The organism is uncultured Campylobacter sp. (genome assembly GCF_938040115.1).
In the GTDB taxonomy this organism is placed as follows: domain Bacteria; phylum Campylobacterota; class Campylobacteria; order Campylobacterales; family Campylobacteraceae; genus Campylobacter_A.
The window spans coordinates 1-16,343 of the sequence record NZ_CALHXD010000022.1 but is presented as its reverse complement, the minus strand read 5'-3'; the positions used below and the strand labels follow the sequence as shown (position 1 = coordinate 16,343).

Sequence of the window (16,343 nt, the reverse complement as noted above, 5' to 3'; positions counted from 1 at the left end):
AGCCCGTTTCTTGTCATAAAATTTAAAATCTTATCCGTATCTTTTAGCCTCAGCAGATTTCTTAAAGCGTTAAGGGTGGCGTTGTTTTCCTCGTATTCGTCTATATCCCAGTATCTAAAAGCAAAGTCGTCTATCTACTCTTGCGTTACGTATTTGGCTAGCTCGGAGTTTGGATCTATTTTAGTATCGGGAGTGACGGTAAAATGAGTAGGGCGAGATAGCTTTTCGTAGAGGAAATTTACGAAAACGATGAGGAAAAGAGCGGCGAAGCCGAGTGCGAATTTCTTCAAATTTATCCCTTAAGTCAAATTTGCGAAATTTTAACTAAAAGCTGGTAAAGAGGCGGTAAATTTGATGAAATTTGAGCCGATAAATTTAAGATATCGGGAGCAGGGCACGGTGAGATCCGTCCGCATAAAATTTGAGCGGGTTAAATTTGAAAGCAAGCTCTGGCAAGTCAAATTTGAAAGCCAAATTTGATCAAAGCCCCTGAAGCAAAATGGAGTAGAGCGCGTCTATCTCGTCATCGTCAAGCAGCAGCGTAGAGCGCTCGCTAAAGAGCATTTTTATCTTTTCTATTTCAAAACCCTTTTGCGCAGCGCAGTGTTCGTGGGCGGGTAGGAAGCTCCTGGCTAGCGCCACGCTATCATCCACGGGCTCGTCGCAGATAAAGCAAAAAAGCTCGTCGTGTAGCCTGCCCTCGGCCTCTAAAATGCGCACGTAGCTCTCGATGAGTAGGCGTTTGGGAGCGCCTCTGTCAAAGCGTGAGGCACAAAGCTCAAGCTCGCGAAAATACACCTCGTCTATCTGCTCGACGTCTCGCAGGTGTGCGTAGAGTAGGCGCATAAACTGCTGCCACACGAGTAGCCGCTCGCGCGAGAGCAGCCAGCGGTAGCCTAGGTGCAGGACGCTGCGCAGGTGCGGGAGGAAGTTTTCGCCGCCTTCGAGCTCGAAGTCGATCTTGTAGCCTTGCAGGACGTTTGAGTGGCGCGCGCCGTAGAAGCGGTAGGATTTAACTAGCAGCGAGGGCGTGAGGATGTAGACGAGCAGGTCCTCGTCGCGCACTTTTTGCGTGTGCAGGATGTAGCCTTGCATGGTTAGAAAAAAGTTTGGATTTTTTGGCGCAGGATGTCTGGTTCGGCGATGTGATTTATCGCGTCGCGAAAGGCGCTGGCGCCGTCTATGCCTTTGGAGTAGCGGTGTAGATGCTTGCGAAATATCGCCGCTCCGTGCTCGCCGTAGTGCTCGATCATCGCGTCAAAATGCGCCAAAATGATCGCCTTTTTCGTCGCCGCGTCAATACTGCCGCCCGTTTTTATCTCGTGGAAAACCCACGGCTTGCCGATGCAAGCGCGTCCTATCATTAGCGCGTCGGCGTTGGTCAAATTTAACGCATCGGCAGCATTTTCGGGCGAGATGTCGCCGTTTGCGATGACAGGGATATTTACCACCTCTTTAGCTCGGCCGATCGCGGCGTAGTCGACCGCTGCCGTGTATCCGCCAGCTCTCGTGCGTCCGTGAAATGCGATGTAGTCCGCTCCGGCGTCCTGCGCGGCGAGGGCTAAAATTTCTGGTATTTTCTCTTCAAAACCCAGGCGCAATTTGACGCTAGTCATTTGCTTATTTGAGGTTTTTTTGATGGTTTCTACGATGCGTTTTAGGTTCGAGATATCTTTTAGCAGAGCCGAGCCCGCGGACTGTTTGACGACCTTTGGCACGGGGCAACCGCAGTTTAGATCGATACCGTCGATACCGTCGATACCGTTTAAAATTTCCACCGCTTTTTTGACGATGTCCGCGTCGCTGCCCGCTATCTGCACGATATATGGCGTTTCAAGCGGCGATTTTTTGAGCATTTCAAGCGTTTTGCTGCCTTCATAGACTAGGGCGTTTGCGCTTATCATCTCACTTACAGTCACGTCGCAACCAAACTGCTTGACCACGCTTCTAAGCGGCAGGTCCGAAAAGCCCGCGAGCGGAGCTAGAAAAAGCGGCTTTTTTGAAAAATCTATCAGCAATGGGCGTGCTTGAAAAATAGATCGGTCGGGACGTTTTTGCCGTTTTGTCTGAGGTAGAGCAGGGTGCGGAAATTTTGATATTCGCCGGCTTCAAGACCCGACAAAACTTCCTGCGCGCGCTCGAGCATCTCAAACTCAAACAGCAGATAGACATACGCTTCCTGCGCCTCTTGGCGTTCGTTTTTGAGCCGCTCAAAGATGCCGATGATAGCGTCCGGAGCGATTTTGCTTTTTAGCGTCGCGGCGCTGATACTAAAGCTGTCTTTTGAAATTTTATCTGAATTTAATAGCTCTAGAATCTCGTCGTTGCTCAAATTTATCTCGTCTTTGGCAAAGCGGGTGATAAGAGTCATGATCTCTTTTTCGTCCAGATCAGGGGCAAATTTTTTAATATCGGCGAGCGAGCCTATATTTATTAGTTTTTGTCTTGCTTCGCGGACTATTTCGCCCTGATCGCCCATAGGTTTTTTAAGCGTTTCTAGATAGTATCCGTCCAAATTTGCTATTTTGTTTAGCTCGTTTTTGATAAAGAGCGGATTGTCTTTAGGTAGCTTAAATTTCTTTAGATCGGCGACTTCGCCGTTTTTGACCGTGCGCACGGTGTCTAGGACGTTTTGTAGCTCCTCCCCATCTATCTTTGCGTCTTTATATCTATCCCACGGCGAGAGGACTCTAGCTATTTGGGACGGGATTTTATAAAAGTTCGTTTTAAAGTCTTTGTTCGTATCAAGGCCGAGTAAAATTTCTTTGCCTAGTTCTCTGTAAAATTTCTCATCGTGCGAAATTTTGCGTTTAAAGGCGTAAAATTTAAACCCGTGATAGGCCATGTGAAGTACGCAAAATAGCGTCAAAATCGCAGGCGGTAGTATCATCCAGACGGCGACGGGTAAATTTAGCGCATGCTCGGTGCCGCTGCCAAAGAGGGCAAATTTAAGATGAAGTTCGTAAGAGCCGTTCTCAAAAAAATAAACGATCGCGCCGACTACGACCAGGTAAAGCACGGCGCAAGCTATAAAACGTTTGATTTGCATGGCATACCCCTATTTTGCGGTTTTTTCCACTATCTCACGGCAGGTGATGCAGTATTTTGCGTGCGGTTTGACGCGCAGACGCGCCAGCCCGATCTCCTCCTCGCACATCTCGCAGATGCCGTAGGTTTTGTCGGCGATCTTTCGCAGCGAGACGTCGATCTCGGCTAGTTCTTGTCTTTGTTGAGCGCTGATTGATTGCTCGATGAGCTGATCGGCGTTTACGGAGGCGATATCAAACTCGTCGCTGACGCCGCTTTGGCGTAGTCCTGCCATCTCGTTTGACGAGTCTAAAATATTTTTAGTTATCTGTGCTTTTCGCTCCAGTAAAAGTGCCTTAAACTGCTCCAAGTCGCTTTTGCGCATTTTGTTCCTTTATTTGTGATATGGGTGGTTAGCGTTTATGCAAAGAGCTCTGAAAATCTGCTCGTGAAGCATAAGCTTTGCTATCTTGTGCGCCATCGTCATGCGGCTTAGGCTAACGACTGCATCTGTTTTTTGTTTAAAATTTTGACTAAGCCCGTAAGCTCCGCCGATAAAAAACGAAATTTGAGCCTTGTCCGAGATGAGTTTAGCAAACTCCTCGCTGTTAAATTCGCGACCCGCTTCGTCAAGCGCCACGCAAAAGCCGTTTAAATTTGGCTCATAAACCTCGTCGTAAGCTTTTAACGCCTCGTCTCGCCCTTTGCTTTGGGCTTTGGCGATCTTGTCGTTAAATATAATGACGTCTGAAATTTTGGCGAATTTCGACGACATCTTCGCGTACTCTTTGATCTCGTTTTCAAAATTTTCACGTTTTGACTTTTGGATGCAAAACACGGAAATTTCCAAATTTATTCCTCGTCGTCCAAATTTTGAGCGCTCGGCTGCTTAGCGGCGTAGGCCGGGTTGTTTGAGAGCAGTCTTATCATATCGCTCAAAAACTGCTTGTGTTCTTTGCGCTCGACTATGGCGTCTATTAGGCCGTGCTCTAGCAAAAACTCAGATCTTTGAAAACCTTCCGGCAAATCGGCTCCGATGGTTTGCTTGATAACGCGCTGTCCGGCAAAGCCGATGAGAGCGCCCGGCTCTGCGATGATGACGTCGCCCAGCCACGCAAAAGACGCGCTAACTCCTCCCATCGTAGGATCGGTTAGGACCGAGATATACGGCACTTTAGCCTCGTCAAGTAGCTTTAGCGCGGCAGAGGTCTTTGACATCTGCATCAGCGAAAACGTACTCTCCTGCATCCTCGCTCCGCCCGAAGCCGAAACGATGATGAGGGGCTGTTTTTTATCGAGCGATCTTTTTACGGCGCGCACGATCTTTTCGCCCTCGACCGAGCCTAAAGACCCGCCCATAAAGCTAAAATCAAAAACCGCTAACTGCACGTTCATGCCGTCGATCTTGGCCTCGCCGCAGATCACGGCCGAGCTTCTGCCCGTTTTTTCCTCGTTTTCGCTTATGCGTTTTTTATAGGATTTTTTATCGACAAATTTGATCGGATCGACGGGCTTTAGCTTGGTGTCAAGCTCGACGAAACTGCCTTCATCGCAGATCATCGCTATCCTCTTATCGGCGGCTAATCTCATGTGAAAACCGCACTTTGGACAGACGTTAAAATTTGCCTCGACCTCTTTGTAATACATCAGCGAGTGACAGCTGTCGCATTTGACCCAGTGCGCCGGAGCCTCGCTGGGAGCGGATTGTTGCTTTCTCGTTTTGGAAAAAATATCTAAAAAGCTCATGGTTCCTACTTTTTAAAAAATTTAGGGATTATAGCCAAAGTTAGCTTATGTTTTGCTAGACGGGTATTAAATTTACGGTACGCGCTTTCGGGGGTAGGCGGGTAGAATCGCGTAAATTTACGCCATTGTTCTTGCGCGTTTTGCGGAAAATTTAAATTTATGCGGAGGCAGTTTGTAAATTTGAGGTTAAATTTGAGAAGTTTGACTGTGGCGCGTTTAAACTTTGAGTATAAATTTAAAGGCTCAAATTTGCAAAATTTAACCCCAAAATTTGACGGGATATTAGCTTAAATTTGAGCCTTTAAATTTGCAGCTTACCACTCGATATAGGTTTTTGCCTTTTTTATATTCGCGATTTTTATTTTTAAAATTTGACCTTCGCTCTCAAACGAGATTTCTTCATCGTCGGCGGATAAAATTTTGCCTTTTAGTTTTTTGTTTTCGCCGTCTACTTCGGCTGAAATTTTAGCCAGTTCACCAACGCTTGATATAAAATGGCTCGGTTTTTCTAGCTTTCGCTCCAGACCCGGCGAGCTAACCTCTAGCACGTAGTCTCCGCTAAGCGGCGGCTCGACGTCAAATATCGGCGAAAGCAAACGTGAAACCTTTTCGCAGTCGTCCAAATTTACGCCTCCGGGCTTTGCGATGTAGATCCTATAGATCGCTCTGCCGTTTTCGTTTGCGACCTCGACGTCGTAGAGCTGCACGCCGCACTGCGAGATCAGATTTTCAAGATTTTGCATTTTTGTTTAGATCCTCTGAGATTTTTTCAAACAAATCGTCCATATGGTTTTGGTACTCGAGCCTGTCGTCAAATTTAAAGTGAAAATTCGGCGCTCTATACCAGCCCTCGGCAGCCATGCAGTGGTTTTGCAGGTGCTTTGATACGCGTTTTAGGCGGTCTAGTATATAGGCCTGCTCGCGCTCGTCAAACATCATCTTATCGAGGTATACGAACGCGTCGTATCTGCCTTTTTTACACTCGACGTCGGTCACGCACAGTCCGCGTAAAAGCTCGTCCTCAAGCGTAGATAGAGCCTCAGGTAGAAGCTCTTTTAGTACGCTTTGCGTGCGCAGCCGCTTTATCTCCGAGGGGTTCATAGGCTGGCTTGCTCCTCTACTTCTTTAAAGCTCTCGATGTAGTCGCCTTCTCTGATGTCGTTATATCCGTCGATACCTACGCCGCACTCAAAGCCGCGCGCTACCTCTCTCACGTCGTCTTTGAAGCGTTTTAGCGAGCTTACGGTGCCCTCGTGTACGACTACGCCGTTTCTGATTAGGCGGATTTTCGCGCCGCGGTTTATCGTACCTTCCGTCACCATGCAGCCTGCGATCGCGCCTACTTTAGGGACGTTGATGACTTGGCGTACTTGTGCTTGACCGAGCTGCTCCTCGTGGATGACAGGCGACATTAGGCCGCTTAGGATCGCCTTTACGTCGTCAAGTAGGTTATAGATGACGTTGTAGGTTTTGATCTCGACGCCGCTTTCTTTGGCTTTTTCTTTCACTTCGCCAGTAGGCCTAATGTTAAAGCCTAAAATCACCGAGTTTTCGCTCGCTCTAGCTAGCTCCACGTCGCTTTGTGTGATGCCGCCCACGCCTGAGTGGATGATATTTACTTTTATCTCGTCGTTGCGAAGTTTTTCTAGGCTTGCCTTGATGGCTTCTAGTGAGCCGCCCACGTCGGCTTTTACGATGACAGGGAGCGATTTTAGCTCACCCTCGGCGATCTTTTCGCTAAGCTCTTCTAGGCTTACTTTAGTAGTTTTGCTGAGCTCTTTTTGGCGCAAATATTCAGCCTTTTTCTGTGCGTACTCGCGGGCTTCTTTGTCGGTTTTGACGCTTATTAGCGTTTCGCCGGCTTCAGGAATCTCGCTAAGGCCCATTATTACGCCGCATTCGCCCGGTTTTATCTCTTTTAAAATTTTACCTTGGTCATCGGTTATCGTTCTTATCTTACCGTATGCGACGCCTGCGACCACGATATCGCCGACTTTTAGGGTACCGTTTTCTACGATAACTGTAGCGACCGGACCGCGACCTTTTTGCTGCGAGCTTTCTATTATGGCGGCTTTTGCGTTTGCTTGTGCATTTGCTTTTAGTTCTAAAATTTCAGCCTGCAAGAGTACGATCTCAAGCAGATCATCTATACCCATACCCGTTTTTGCCGAGATCGGTACGAACTCGTACGTGCCGCCCCAGTCTGTAGATAGGATATCTAGCTCGGCTAGTTCGCTTTTTACTTTGTCGGGGTTTGCAGCCTCTTTATCCATCTTGTTTATCGCGATAATGATCGGCACGCCCGCGGCTTTTGCGTGACTCACGGCCTCTTTTGTTTGCGGTTTTACGCCGTCGTCGGCTGCGACCACGATGATAACGATGTCGGTGATCTTGGCTCCTCTGGCGCGCATAGCCGTGAACGCTTCGTGGCCCGGAGTGTCGATAAAGGTAATGTTTTTGCCGTTTTTATTTACCATATAGGCGCCCACGTGTTGCGTGATGCCGCCAGCTTCGCCTGCTGCCACGCGCGAGTTTCTGATGTAGTCTAGTAGTGAGGTTTTACCGTGATCGACGTGACCCATGATGGTGATAACAGGAGCGCGGACAGTCAAATTTGCATCGTCTAGTTGCTCCTCTTCTTCGTCGTAGGCCTTAACGTAGTCAAACGCTTCTTGCGTATCAACGATGTTTACCTCGATGCCGAATTCATCAGCCAAAATTTCTATCGCATCCTCGTCCAGGAAGTCGTTTTTGGTCGTCATCATGCCCAGCATAAAGAGCTTGCCGATGATTTCGCTCGGTTGCTTGTTGATTTTGTCGGCAAATTCGTAAAGACGGATCTCTTTTGGTATCTCGACGTAGGTTACCGACTCGCCGTTATGGTCGGTGCGTTGCGATTTTTTATGTTTTTTGCGAGGCCTGCGCGCTGTGCCTTGTTCTAGAAACGAGCTTATGGAGGTATTTAGGACCGGCTTATAGCCCGTATTTGTCGGTTGTTTGATTTTTTGAGGCTCCGGAGTTTGCGTTCGTACTGAAAAATCGGGCAATATAACTACGTCTTCGTCGTCTATCACGATGTCCGCCATATCGCGGTCGCCGAGTAGATCCATCTTTGTAGCGCCGTCTTTTTTGGTTGCGACGACCGGTTTTTTCTCTTTTTTCTTTTTGCGTTCGATCTTTTCGTCGCTAAATTTAAACATATTTTCCAAATTTAGCGCCGGCGCAGACTCTCTTCTCTCGCTTGCTCTAGGTGCTGGCTGCTCGTCTTTTTTCTTTTTTACGATGACTAGGCCGCGTCTTTTTTGCAGGCTAACATCGGCTAAGCTTTCTTTTGGCTGAACGGGCTCGGTAGCCACAGGCTGGGCTTCTGGCTCCTCTTTGGGAGCTGCTTGGATTTTTGGCTCCGGCGCTTTTTCTACCGGTTTTTGAGTGACTGTTTTTTGTTCTTTTTCGGATTTTTCGTCGTTTTTTGTTTCTACTTTTTCTTTCGGCAAAGGCTTTTCTTCTTTTGCGGCGCTTGTTTTTTTGGCCTCTTTAGGTTTGCTTTCTTTTTCCTCTTTGCTCTCTTTGGCTTCCGCTTTTTTGGCGGTCGGCTTTTTCTTTTCCGGTTTTTTCTTGAGAGCTTCGGGGATCTCGCCAGTTTGGATGTAGGTGTATAGCGCCGCCGCTTCTTCAGGACTAACGCCGCTTGAGTGCGTTTTGACCTTTAGCCCAAGCTCAATAGCCTTTTCTAAAACCTCTTTGCTATTGTAGCCGAGCTCATTTGCTATCTCTGAAATTCGAACAGTCCCCATTTAAGAGTATCTCCTTTAAATTTTGCCCGTTTTGTAGCGTCGCGATAAAGCTGCCTGCGACTCTTCCGAGCGATTTTCTTAAAATTTTCTCGTCTTTTTTTAGACATTCTTCGCAAAGATAAAAGCTGCGTCCGTTTCCGTTTCCGAAAAATAGCGAAGAATTTATCAGTCTGTATCTACGCAAAATTTGCTGTTCAAAGCGCTTTTTGCAGACCACACACGTCCTGATAGGGATAAATTTTTGAGCCATTATTATAACTTCTTTTAGCTTTTTTTTAGCTTTGTAGGATTTTTATCCCGTTGTTGTCGAAATTAAAAATTTCAACTCGAAAGCTCTTAAATTTATCTTGCAGTTTTTGTTTTAAATTTGCGGCATCGCCGGCATAAACGATATTTAAAAAGCTAGATCCGCTGCCTGAAAGCGTACTTAAAAGAGCGCCGTTTTCGTAGGCTATCTTGCGCACTTCAAAGAGCTCGGGCAGGCTTTGCATGCGGATTTGCTCGTGCATGACATCTTTTGCCGCTGTCCTTAAAAACTCGTAATTTTCGCTAAAAAAGCAAGCCGTGAGAAATGCGGCGTGAGAGAGGTTGCTAACGCACTCGCCCATAGTGAAATTTTTAGGTAGCTTGGCGCGAGATTCGTTCGTGCTCATCGGCTTATCCGGGATCACGACGACGGCTTTGATATCGGTGCTTAAAGGTTTTTTTAGGGATTTTACCTTGCCGTTTTCAATGACGGAGCTAACAAAGCCGCCAAGCGTCGCCGGAGCGATGTTGTCGGGGTGGTTTTCATAAACTAGAGCCTGGTTTAAAATGGCGCTTTTATCCGCCTTAAACCCAGCTGCCGCGTAGGCTGCCGCTATGGCTGAAGTGATGACCGCAGAGGAGCTTCCAAGGCCGCGAGAAAACGGGATTTGATTGGTAAAAATCATGCGAAAAGTATCTTTTTTGCCGGTTAGTTTGACGTAAATTTCATTGAAAATAGATAAAAAAATATTGTTTTTCTTAAGAAGCGCGTTGTCTTTGCCTTCGCCCAAAATGCTCACGGAGGCGAAATTTGCCCTCGTTATCTCGACTGTGTTGTGTAGCTCTAGGGCAAGTCCTAGGGCGTCAAAACCGGGGCCAATGTTTGCGCTCGTGGCGGGAACTAAAATTTGCAAAAAATCTCCTAAACGGCTTGTATAACGTAATTTGGTAGGGTATCTAAATTTAGATTTAAAACGGCTAAATTTTGCGGTAAGCTAAATTCGCCAGCTTGCGCTTTTTGCAGTTTGACGCCATAAGGAGTATCTACGAAGCTTAAATTTTTATTCGCCCGTATCGGTGCGCCGCCGTTTAGCTCAAAGCCGCTAACTGCGTAAAATTCGCACTCTTTCACGATGCTAATCGTCTTTAAAACGACGTAGGCGACCTTCACGCCCATAAAGCTTCCCGGGCCGTTTGCGTAGATGATTTTTTGTAGATTAAATTTGCCGCCGTTTAAGATCTCGTCTATTATTTTTACGAGGGAGACGTCGGATTTTTCTTCGCTAGAAATTTGCTCTATAAACTCGCCGTTTTCGTCATAAATACCGACGATTAGCGGCGAGCTAAGAGCGATAACTAAAATTTGGATATTTTTTATGCAAATACCTTTTGATATTCGCGCGCAAAATCGCCTTTTAGCGTGACGATTTCGTAGTTTTTATCGTCGCTTAGGATAGCTAGCGTTAGCTCGTGGTTTAGCTCATGACTGCCCGCAAAGCTCGTATAGTCAGCCATCAATGGCGCACCCATCAGGCTTAGATCGCCGATCGCGTCTAAAATTTTATGACGAACGAATTCGTTTTCAAAGCGCAGGCCTTCAGGATTTAAAATTTTATTATCGTCGATAACCACGGCGTTATCTAGGCTACCGCCGAGGGCTAAATTTTGCGCTCTTAGCATCTGGACGTCTTTTAAAAATCCAAATGTTCTAGCGCGCGCGATCTCCTCGATGTAGGCTTGTTTGCTAAACTCAAACACGTAGTTTTGCTCGCCGATTATCGGGTGGGCAAATTTGATAGTAAAGTCGAATTTTGGGTTATTTGACGGCGTTACTCTGGCGAATTTTCCGTTTTTATTTACTTCTACCGGGCGTTTGATTACGATTACTTTTTTATCTGCTTCTAGCTCAGCCGTGCCAGCTTCATCCAGCATCATGCAGTAGCTTATCGCCGAGCCGTCCATAACAGGAACTTCGTTGGCGTCTAGGACTATGCGTACGTTATCTATGCCGTAGCCGTTTATCGCGCTAAGGAGATGTTCGATCGTCGAAATGTAGCCCTCTTTGCCGCCGATTACGGTTGCCATTTGAGTATTTATCACGTTTTTCGGCTCCGCTTTAAAGCTCACTCCGAGGTCTTTTCTATAAAATATTATTCCAGAATTTGCTCCGAGCGGCTCAAGCGTGATTTTTATCGGTTCGCCCTTGTGAAGCCCGATACCTACGCCTTCTACGGTTGATTTTATGGTTGTTTGTTTCAAAATTTCGCCCTTATTTTTCTTACTCTTGCCATTATACAACAAATTTACAACAAAATGGCAAATTTATTCGACCATTTTTTTAGCCGCATTCAAAACGCCCGTGACGTTATCCTTCATCCAGCCGTTATCCATCCACTCCTCCGGACGCACTTCTATGCCTTGAACTAGCATGCCAAAGTGCAAGTGATCACCCATCGCTAGACCCGTAACGCCCGTGTTTGCGATGACGTCGCCCGCCTTGACCGAGTCGCCGGCTTTGACATTTAGCGAACTGCAGTGTCCGTAGAGTGAAAAAAGGCCAAATCCGTGATTTATCAGGATGTTACGCCCGTAGATGCCGTTTTCTGCGGCAAATTCGACCGTGCCGTCGTTGTTGGCGACGATGTCGGCTTTTTGTGTCGAGGCTAGGTCGATGCCCATGTGCCAGCTTTCGCTGACGTCTTTATCTTCAAAGGTGTAGTATCTGTGGTCGCCAAAGCTTGCTACCGCTTTGCCGTTTTTTAGCGGGTAAAATTTATTTACGCTAAAGTTTTCAGCTGCGTCTATATCGACTTTTGCGGCGATTTGCGAGATTATTTTCTCATTTGCCTCGCGGAGATTTTCATTGACGAACTTCATCTTCTCCAGATTGCTCATAGCGTCGTAGTTTTTAGCGTATTGTTGCGCTAGTTCCGGGATTTTTTCGTTTAAAAATCTACTTTGGCCGTCTAGTTTTATCTTTGAGGTGCGGTATTTTTTGTCTTGGTAGAAAAATCTTATCTTGCTTTTGGTTATATTTCCCGCCGCATCAAGCGCCACGACGTCGGCGCTAAACGAGCCTTGTTGCGCCGGCCAGGCGACTAAAGAAGCGTAGTAACCGTCTTTTACGAATTTGCTTGGGATAAATTTTTTGCCGTAGTTCGTCTCGATATAGACCTCTTTTAGCATCTCGTCAGTCGCCTTAAACACGACCGTCGCGCTACCGCCTTTAGTGATGGCGTAGGAGTGATTTAGGATATTTACGTCGGGTTTTTTGTTGTCGACGGTGATTTTGACCTCTTTTTTTTGCGTGTTGCCGAGGAAAAATCCCCATTTGCTAGTATCGGTGGCCTCGATTACGATGTTATAGATATCTTTTTGCGCGCCAAATCCCGTTTTAGGAAAGGTCAAATTTAAATCGACGATTTCAGACGGCGATTCAAATTTTTGAGTCAGCAAATTTACGCTGCCTTTTTCGTCTACGAGTGAAATTTTAACTGATTTCACGCCGCCTTCGTCGGTGATTTTGATCGGTAGAGGCGAGGTTAGGTTCCAGTAAATTTGATCTGATATGGCTATGCTCGGGGCTTCGCGCTCAAATGTTTTTGATGTAAATAAAAAAGCTATCGCCGCAACTAAAAGTAAAATAATAACGCCGAAAAATATCAAATTCGGATTGCCGCGTCTTCTCATAAAAATCTCCTAAATCTTAAAGAGACCGATTTTACTAAAAAGCGATAAATTTAAGGTAAATTTGCGCCTGAATTTATAAAATTTCGCGTATTTTTCTAGCTTCGCTCATCCATTCTCGCAGCTCGTCCCACTGCTCGTTTTTGATTAAATTTTCGCATTCGTCAAGCTCTTTTTTGAAAAGGTCTATCGAATTTATCAAATTTTGCTTGTTTTGTTTAAAGATATCCGTCCACATCACGGGCGAGCTTTTGGCGATCCTGATCATGCCGTTAAATCCCGTGCCGCTTAGCGCGATGATATTTTTTTTGTTTTCCTTTTTTAGTACGCTGCTAGCTAGCGAAAAGCTGATAGCGTGGGGTAGGTGAGAGATGACGCTGGCGTGATGGTCGTGCTCCGCCGCGCTCATAAAAATGATCTTCATGCCCAGGTGCGAAAACAGCTCGACCGAGCGCTTGACGTGCATCTCGCCGCTTTCTTTAAAGTCGCAAATGGCTACGACGGCATCTTTAAAAAGCCCCGAAAAAGCTGCGGTCGGGCCGGAGTACTCGGTGCCCGCCATCGGGTGAGCGGGGATGAAATTTTGCCTGATGCTCTCGGGCACGGCTTCGATTATTTTTTGCTTGGTGCTACCAAGATCGACGATGGTCGTGTTTTCGCCGATGCCTTCAAATTCTTTGACGATTTTGATGATGGCTTCTACGGGGATGGCTAGAAATATCATATCGCACTTTTGCTTCATCTGCTCAAGAGTTAAAATTTCATGCACGAGGCCGAGCTGCATCGCCTGCTTTTCGTGCTCTTTGTTTAGATCCATGCCGCTAACGCAGCTGATTAGTTTTTCGTTTTTGAGACTGAGTCCGAGCGAGCCGCCGATGAGTCCTAGGCCTACGATACCGATTTTCATAAATTCGCCTTTTAAATTTATATTGTTTAAAAATAAAATGTGCTATTATACAGCCTTATCATCACTTTTAGGTTAAATAAATGAAAAAAAGCGTTTTTCTACTACTTCTGGGCGCAGTTTTGGCGAATGCCGAGCAGATAACTTCCATAAATTTTAAAGGTCTCGTGCATCTGTCCCCAGAAACTGCAAAGGAGATAATGGGGCTAAAAGTCGGAGACGAGCTAAATGTCGATAGCACGGATAGGGCGATCGCAAAGCTGTTTAGACAGGGCTATTTCGACGATATCTACATCGAAAACGAGGGCGGCGACGTGACCGTAACGGTAAAAGAAAAACCTAGCATCGCTCGTATCGATATCAAAGGCGTAGTGACTAACGATAAAACCGCCATCGACGGACTAATCAACATCAAACAAGGCAATATGTACGACGAGTTAGCCATCGAGCGCGCGAAAGAGCGCATCAGGCAGTACTACGAGTCAAAAGGCTACTTCGACACGGTCATAGACGTAACCAAAGAGCCGGTGGCGGGCAATGAAAGTAGTCTTTTTGTCACGATGAACATAAACCGCGGCGAAAATATCATAATAGAAAACGTAAATTTAGTCGGCGCGAAGCTTTTTGATTACGGCGACATCGAGCCTGTGGTGGCTAATAAAGAGCGCGAATTTATGGGCTGGATGTGGGGCAGAAACGACGGTAAGGTCAAACTTTTTGAGCTACCAAACGATCCTGCGAGAATCCAAGACAAATACTACCAAAAAGGCTACCTAGACGCGACGGTTTCAAACCCGTATCTAAACGCCTACATGGATAACTACACGGCAGATCTCACCTACTACGTGACCGAGGGCGAGCAGTATAGGGTATCTAGCGTAGATATCGAGGCGCCTGAGTTTTTAGAGCTTGATAAAGAGAAAATTTTAAAAGACTTTAGGCTAGAAAGCGGCGACGTGATGAACTCCGCTCGCCTAAGACAAGACATGAAAAAGCTCGACGATATGGTAGCAGATAAGGGCTACGCGTTTGTAAGGATAAATCCAAAAACCGAGAAAAACGTCGAGGACAAGACCGTAAGTATCGTCTACGAGGTTGTGCCTGACGAAAAAGTATATATAAGAAACGTGCAAATTTCAGGTAACGACAGAACCGTGGATAGGGTCGTTAGACGCGAGCTGTATCTCACGGAGGGAAATTTATATAGCAGAACCGACCTGCAAGACAGCAAGGATGCGCTAAAGCGAACGAGCTACTTTGACGAGGTCGAGATCGAAGAGCAGCGCGTCGGAGCCAATCAAGTCGATCTGCTCGTAAAAGTAAAAGAGGCCTCCACGGGCTCGATCAGCGGCGGTATCGGCTACGGTAGCTCGGACGGATTACTGCTTAACGCTAGCGTGTCTGATACGAACGTATTTGGTAGCGGCATGAAAGGCGTCATAAGCGTAGATAGGAGCGATAACGAGCTCTCCGGACAGATAGGTCTAACAAACCCGCGCCTTTTTGATAGCGAATATAGCCTTGGCGGCACTCTTTATGCTAACGACTATAGCTGGAATAACTACGACGAGAAATCATATGGTCTAAACGTCGTCGTAGGTAGAAAACTAACTAGAAATCTAAGCGCGTCTTTGGGTTACATCATAGAGCAAAGCCGTATCAGCGGGCTTAGCGACGTGCTAAAAACCGTCGGGTACAAAGACGGCAAGAGCCTAAAAAGCTCGCTCATACCGTCTATCACGTATAACAGCACGGATGATTATTACCTGCCTCGCACGGGTATCATCGCAAGTACTAGCCTAGAGTTTGCGGGCGTGGGCGGCGACGAGAAATTTTTAAAGAGTAGAACGAATTTTAACTGGTATCAAGGTATCAGAGAGTGGGTGGACTACGACCTTATTTTTAGATTCAAATCAAGCTTCGGCAAAATTTGGGATCGCGGCTGGGTGCCTATCAACGAGAGACTATATCTAGGCGGTATCAGAAATCTACGCGGATTTGAGAGTAGAACCGTCTCGCCTAAAGTCAAAGTTTCCAGCGGTAGCTGGTACGAGACGGGCGGCGATACGTCGTTTAACAGCTCGGCAGAACTTAGCTTCCCGCTAATAGAACGCGTAAAGATGCGCGGAGTGCTGTTTGTTGACTACGGCGTCATTCGCGGCAGGATCGCAAACGTAACTGCGCCTGGCATCGTGGATTATGTCGACGGACGTATCAGCAGATATAGCGCGGGCGCAGGTATCGAGTGGGTAACGCCTATGGGGCCGCTACAGCTAATCTTTGCCAAACCGCTCAAAAAGCAAGACGGCGACGATACGAGTACGTTTGAATTTACTATCGGACAACGTTTCTAATATTACAATAAAACGGCGTTTTGGTTTATAAGACGCCGTTTTTAACTTTCTATCCATAAATACAGCTTTTATCTCGATATAAATTTACAGTAAATTTTGCCTTATTTGCGTTGCGATTTAAATTTATCTATAAAATCCCCAATCATCTAAGCCGTCAAATTTGCCCTCACTTAAAAATATCAAGGTTTAAATTTAACTCGTCTATGATAGATAAAAGCTCTGAAATTTCCTTTTTTATCTGCTTTACGTCATAAAGGCTAGGCGGTAGCGAAAAGATAGTTGTTTCAAATTTATTTTCCGCTCCGTTTAAAAATAGGTAAAATTTATCGTCCATAAACGCAGCGCTCACTCCCATGTCTCCTGCAAATTTTTCCTTTAGCTCGTACAAACGTCTCATAAACGTAGGAGTCAAAAGATATCTTGCTTCAACCTTATCGTCCGTAAAACTCTAAATTAATCGTTAAAAAGAGTATCGTCCATCTGCTCTTTTTCGCCTAAAAATTTAGTGTTTAGAGTGCGACTTGCCACTATCGTTTGACCATTAAATTTCTTATAAAACTCGCAGACCAAGACCGAGCCGCTAAA

Annotated in this window: 20 protein-coding genes; 2 read left to right on the top strand and 18 right to left on the bottom strand. The window is 46.2% G+C overall.

The features are described 5' to 3' along the window. Positions 1-134 precede the first annotated feature (134 nt). Positions 135-290 (bottom strand): hypothetical protein, encoded by a 156-nt coding sequence (locus Q0314_RS01085; protein WP_298055543.1) that lies wholly within the window; start codon positions 288-290, stop codon positions 135-137. A gap of 61 nt (positions 291-351) precedes the next feature. Here Q0314_RS01085 and Q0314_RS01080 point away from each other — a divergent pair, with 61 nt between their 5' ends. After that, positions 352-480 (top strand): hypothetical protein, encoded by a 129-nt coding sequence (locus Q0314_RS01080; RefSeq protein ID WP_298055540.1) that lies wholly within the window; start codon positions 352-354, stop codon positions 478-480. Here Q0314_RS01080 and recO read toward each other — a convergent pair whose 3' ends face one another. From recO to Q0314_RS01005, 15 genes are all read right to left on the bottom strand, one after another. After that, positions 481-1,095 (bottom strand): recombination protein RecO, encoded by a 615-nt coding sequence (gene recO / locus Q0314_RS01075; protein ID WP_298055538.1) that lies wholly within the window; start codon positions 1,093-1,095, stop codon positions 481-483. It abuts the gene before it with no gap. Positions 1,096-1,097: 2 nt separating this feature from the next. After that, positions 1,098-2,015 carry a tRNA-dihydrouridine synthase gene (locus tag Q0314_RS01070; RefSeq protein ID WP_298055547.1) on the bottom strand — a complete coding sequence of 306 codons (918 nt, stop codon included), beginning with the start codon at positions 2,013-2,015 and terminating at the stop codon, positions 1,098-1,100. Next, positions 2,012-3,049, bottom strand: coding sequence for a LapA family protein (locus Q0314_RS01065; protein WP_298055534.1), 1,038 nt, complete (start codon positions 3,047-3,049; stop codon positions 2,012-2,014). The genes Q0314_RS01070 and Q0314_RS01065 overlap by 4 nt, the downstream gene beginning before the upstream one ends. A 9-nt stretch (positions 3,050-3,058) precedes the next feature. Then, positions 3,059-3,412: an RNA polymerase-binding protein DksA gene (gene dksA / locus Q0314_RS01060; protein ID WP_122863290.1), complete on the bottom strand. Its 354-nt coding sequence runs from the start codon at positions 3,410-3,412 to the stop codon at positions 3,059-3,061. 9 nt (positions 3,413-3,421) lie between these two features. After that, positions 3,422-3,877 (bottom strand): 23S rRNA (pseudouridine(1915)-N(3))-methyltransferase RlmH, encoded by a 456-nt coding sequence (locus tag Q0314_RS01055; protein WP_298055531.1) that lies wholly within the window; start codon positions 3,875-3,877, stop codon positions 3,422-3,424. Positions 3,878-3,879: 2 nt separating this feature from the next. Then, positions 3,880-4,773: an acetyl-CoA carboxylase, carboxyltransferase subunit beta gene (gene accD, locus Q0314_RS01050; protein ID WP_122863291.1), complete on the bottom strand. Its 894-nt coding sequence runs from the start codon at positions 4,771-4,773 to the stop codon at positions 3,880-3,882. A 314-nt stretch (positions 4,774-5,087) separates the two neighbouring features. Beyond that, positions 5,088-5,516: a ribosome maturation factor RimP gene (rimP, locus tag Q0314_RS01045; protein ID WP_122863292.1), complete on the bottom strand. Its 429-nt coding sequence runs from the start codon at positions 5,514-5,516 to the stop codon at positions 5,088-5,090. Continuing rightward, on the bottom strand, positions 5,503-5,874 hold the full coding sequence (gene rbfA / locus Q0314_RS01040) for a 30S ribosome-binding factor RbfA (RefSeq protein WP_002943703.1): 372 nt from the start codon (positions 5,872-5,874) through the stop codon (positions 5,503-5,505). The genes rimP and rbfA overlap by 14 nt, the downstream gene beginning before the upstream one ends. Beyond that, positions 5,871-8,567 (bottom strand): translation initiation factor IF-2, encoded by a 2,697-nt coding sequence (gene infB, locus Q0314_RS01035; RefSeq protein ID WP_298055528.1) that lies wholly within the window; start codon positions 8,565-8,567, stop codon positions 5,871-5,873. The genes rbfA and infB overlap by 4 nt, the downstream gene beginning before the upstream one ends. Further along, a complete protein-coding gene (locus tag Q0314_RS01030) occupies positions 8,533-8,817 on the bottom strand; it encodes a DUF448 domain-containing protein (RefSeq protein WP_002947517.1) in 285 nt (94 codons plus the stop codon). Before Q0314_RS01030 ends, infB begins: the two co-directional genes overlap by 35 nt. A gap of 25 nt (positions 8,818-8,842) precedes the next feature. Beyond that, positions 8,843-9,727 carry a homoserine kinase gene (gene thrB, locus Q0314_RS01025; RefSeq protein ID WP_298055525.1) on the bottom strand — a complete coding sequence of 295 codons (885 nt, stop codon included), beginning with the start codon at positions 9,725-9,727 and terminating at the stop codon, positions 8,843-8,845. 8 nt (positions 9,728-9,735) lie between these two features. After that, positions 9,736-9,990, bottom strand: coding sequence for a glycoprotease (locus tag Q0314_RS01020; RefSeq protein ID WP_298055522.1), 255 nt, complete (start codon positions 9,988-9,990; stop codon positions 9,736-9,738). A 197-nt stretch (positions 9,991-10,187) separates the two neighbouring features. Next, positions 10,188-11,072, bottom strand: a complete 885-nt coding sequence (gene lpxC / locus Q0314_RS01015; RefSeq protein WP_298055519.1) for a UDP-3-O-acyl-N-acetylglucosamine deacetylase — start codon at positions 11,070-11,072, stop codon at positions 10,188-10,190. 63 nt (positions 11,073-11,135) lie between these two features. Next, entirely contained in the window at positions 11,136-12,503 is a 1,368-nt protein-coding gene (locus Q0314_RS01010) for a peptidoglycan DD-metalloendopeptidase family protein (protein WP_298055517.1), read from the bottom strand. Between the two features lie 73 nt (positions 12,504-12,576). Next, entirely contained in the window at positions 12,577-13,407 is an 831-nt protein-coding gene (locus tag Q0314_RS01005) for a prephenate dehydrogenase (protein WP_298055516.1), read from the bottom strand. 80 nt (positions 13,408-13,487) lie between these two features. Here Q0314_RS01005 and bamA point away from each other — a divergent pair, with 80 nt between their 5' ends. Beyond that, a complete protein-coding gene (gene bamA, locus Q0314_RS01000) occupies positions 13,488-15,758 on the top strand; it encodes an outer membrane protein assembly factor BamA (RefSeq protein WP_298055514.1) in 2,271 nt (756 codons plus the stop codon). Positions 15,759-15,924: 166 nt separating this feature from the next. On the opposite strand, the gene Q0314_RS00995 is transcribed toward bamA, so the two are convergent. Beyond that, the gene (locus tag Q0314_RS00995) at positions 15,925-16,146 is read right to left on the bottom strand and encodes a DUF3137 domain-containing protein (RefSeq protein WP_298055511.1); all 222 of its coding nucleotides are present in this window, start codon (positions 16,144-16,146) and stop codon (positions 15,925-15,927) included. A 65-nt stretch (positions 16,147-16,211) separates the two neighbouring features. Next, positions 16,212-16,286, bottom strand: coding sequence for a hypothetical protein (locus tag Q0314_RS00990; RefSeq protein ID WP_298055545.1), 75 nt, complete (start codon positions 16,284-16,286; stop codon positions 16,212-16,214). Between the last annotated feature and the right edge of the window lie 57 nt (positions 16,287-16,343).

Excerpts from the sequence above, each read along its gene's own strand:
- recO (WP_298055538.1), bottom strand. The coding sequence starts at position 1,095 with ATGCAAGGCTACATCCTGCACACGCAAAAAGTGCGCGACGAGGACCTG.
- Q0314_RS01065 (WP_298055534.1), bottom strand. The coding sequence starts at position 3,049 with ATGCAAATCAAACGTTTTATAGCTTGCGCCGTGCTTTACCTGGTCGTA.
- dksA (WP_122863290.1), bottom strand. The coding sequence starts at position 3,412 with ATGCGCAAAAGCGACTTGGAGCAGTTTAAGGCACTTTTACTGGAGCGA.
- accD (WP_122863291.1), bottom strand. The coding sequence starts at position 4,773 with ATGAGCTTTTTAGATATTTTTTCCAAAACGAGAAAGCAACAATCCGCT.
- rimP (WP_122863292.1), bottom strand. The coding sequence starts at position 5,516 with ATGCAAAATCTTGAAAATCTGATCTCGCAGTGCGGCGTGCAGCTCTAC.
- rbfA (WP_002943703.1), bottom strand. The coding sequence starts at position 5,874 with ATGAACCCCTCGGAGATAAAGCGGCTGCGCACGCAAAGCGTACTAAAA.
- infB (WP_298055528.1), bottom strand. The coding sequence starts at position 8,567 with ATGGGGACTGTTCGAATTTCAGAGATAGCAAATGAGCTCGGCTACAAT.
- Q0314_RS01030 (WP_002947517.1), bottom strand. The coding sequence starts at position 8,817 with ATGGCTCAAAAATTTATCCCTATCAGGACGTGTGTGGTCTGCAAAAAG.
- Q0314_RS01020 (WP_298055522.1), bottom strand. The coding sequence starts at position 9,990 with ATGGGCGTGAAGGTCGCCTACGTCGTTTTAAAGACGATTAGCATCGTG.
- Q0314_RS01010 (WP_298055517.1), bottom strand. The coding sequence starts at position 12,503 with ATGAGAAGACGCGGCAATCCGAATTTGATATTTTTCGGCGTTATTATT.
- Q0314_RS01005 (WP_298055516.1), bottom strand. The coding sequence starts at position 13,407 with ATGAAAATCGGTATCGTAGGCCTAGGACTCATCGGCGGCTCGCTCGGA.
- bamA (WP_298055514.1), top strand. The coding sequence starts at position 13,488 with ATGAAAAAAAGCGTTTTTCTACTACTTCTGGGCGCAGTTTTGGCGAAT.